The following is a 1,155-nucleotide window of genomic DNA, read 5'->3' as shown; positions in this document are numbered from 1 at the left end:
GAGAGTGTAAATTAAACTGTGTCAAGCTACAATAAAAGTAGTTTAACACAGTTTTTATATTATGGACAACTTAGAAATTGATTACAAGAAAGCAGCTCAGCAGTTGCGTAGTGGTGAAGCCTTATTTGGCAAGGACGGAGCATTAGCTCCATTGTTAGAGCGTATTCTCAACTCAGCTCTCGAAGGTGAGATGGATGCTCATTTAAGTGAAGAGGAACGCTCTTCCGGCAACCGTCGTAATGGTAAGATGAGTAAGAAGGTTCAAACAAAATATGGTGAGGTCACTATAGAGACTCCTCGTGACCGAGACGGAACTTTCCAACCTGAGACCGTAAAGAAGCGTGAGACTATTCTTGCCAATGGCATGGCAGACCAGATTATTGAGATGTACGCCATGGGCACCAGCACACGTGACATCAGCAGCTACTTTGAGCGTGAGTTCAACACAACTCTATCAGCCGATACTATCAGCTCTATAACAGACCGTGTATTACCCGAAATCACCGCCTGGAAGTCTCGCATGCTCGATCCTGTATATGCCATTTGCTGGCTTGATGCTATCCATTATAAGGTAAAGGATGAGAATGGCAGAGCTGTCACACGAGCCATTTACAACATTCTTGGTATCAACAAGGAAGGCCAAAAAGAACTGTTAGGTATGTATGTGTCTAAGAGTGAAGGAGCTAACTTCTGGCTAGAAGTTCTTACGGATCTTCAGAACCGTGGTGTTCGAGACATCTTGATTTGTTGTATTGATGGTCTCAAAGGCTTCCCAGATGCCATCCAAAGCGTATTTCCTGAGAGTTCTGTGCAGCTCTGTATTGTCCATCAGATACGCAATTCTATCAAGTATGTTGGCAGTAAGCATCAAAAGGAGTTTATCAAGGATTTAAGAACAGTATATGGTGCAGTAAACAAAGACTCCGCTGCTGCTAATTTAGACCTGTTAGAGTCTAAGTGGGGAGAGATGTACCCAATTGTCATCAAGTCATGGCGTGACAATTGGGAACGTCTGACAGAGTATTTCCAATATACTCCAGCCATCCGTAAACTCATTTATACGACCAATACGGTTGAGGGGTATCACAGACAGGTAAGAAAGGTCACAAAGACTAAAGGGGTCTTTCCTACGGATAATTCTTTGGAGAAGCTTGT

At 43.2% G+C, this 1,155-nt stretch carries 1 protein-coding gene; it reads left to right on the top strand.

Annotation, left to right across the window (positions count from 1 at the left end):
- Window positions 1-61 precede the first annotated feature (61 nt).
- A partial coding sequence (locus NNC77_RS16465; RefSeq protein ID WP_254971928.1) for an IS256 family transposase occupies window positions 62-1,155 on the top strand: 1,094 nt, incomplete at its 3' end.

The organism is Segatella copri, from assembly GCF_024330485.1.
GTDB lineage: Bacteria > Bacteroidota > Bacteroidia > Bacteroidales > Bacteroidaceae > Prevotella > Prevotella copri_L.
Note: the sequence above shows the minus strand (reverse complement) of the source record. Positions and strands in the feature narration are given on the sequence as shown.